The organism is Blautia sp. AF14-40 (assembly GCF_003479665.1).
Lineage (GTDB): Bacteria > Bacillota > Clostridia > Lachnospirales > Lachnospiraceae > Fusicatenibacter > Fusicatenibacter saccharivorans.
In genome coordinates this window covers 1-879 of record NZ_QUHK01000112.1, presented here as the reverse complement: position 1 = coordinate 879, position 879 = coordinate 1, and the positions used below count along the sequence as shown (strand labels likewise).

The following is an 879-nucleotide window of genomic DNA, read 5'->3' as shown; positions in this document are numbered from 1 at the left end:
TAATAGGGTTCTCACGTTCATTACTATTTATATAATATATTTTAACTATTTTATTTAATTGCCCTGTTTTATCTTGCATTATCCTCTTTACAACTCTATTTATTATATGGTCACTATGAGTTTCAATAATTAATTCTCTCTCAGTAGCCGCCATTGACAAAAGAAAATCTGCAATTCCCATCTGTGCTGCAGGATGAAGATGGATTTCTGGCTGTTCTAGCATCAGCAACTCATCTTTTCGCTCGATTAGTCCAGACACTAAAATTGGCAAGACCTGACTCACACCAAACCCCACATTTGAAACATTATAATCCGACACATTTAGTTTTACCATTTCAGAAGTTTGATTTAATGAATATTCTCCCAATCCCAAATATTTCATCCAGTTATTTACCAACATTTCAAAGGATTTTCGCACCTCATCTCCAGCCATTATTTTGTCTTCTGGTGGAAGAAATCCCCATATTTTTTTGCCCGCATATTTACACATAATATGCGGAGTATATTCGCCACTTAATCCAACGTTATCAATCTCATTATCTAATATGTAATTTCTTTGGGGATACACTCTTAATGGTGTTAAATGATTTATATTTTTAAATTGCATTGCATTAATTCTGAAAATCAAATAAATATTAGCTAAAATTCCATCAATTTTGGTTCCTCCCGGAGAAACTGAGGTAGCATATGCATTGATTAAGGTTAAATTTTCAAAATAGCAAACACAGTTTCCTAAAATTACTTTAGGTTCAACCGGAGATGCAATACTAGACGGGACATTGTTTATTGTAATAATATATATCTTATCTTGTTTATGTTTTAATGAAATAGAAACTTTCTCACCAATTCCTTGTTCTGTATATAGAATTAATGAAATGT

The 879-nt window shown here is 31.9% G+C and carries 1 protein-coding gene; it reads right to left on the bottom strand.

The window, feature by feature from the left end:
- Positions 1 to 879 (bottom strand): AAA family ATPase (locus tag DWW13_RS18565; RefSeq protein ID WP_147398353.1); only part of this gene is annotated, 879 nt, incomplete at both ends.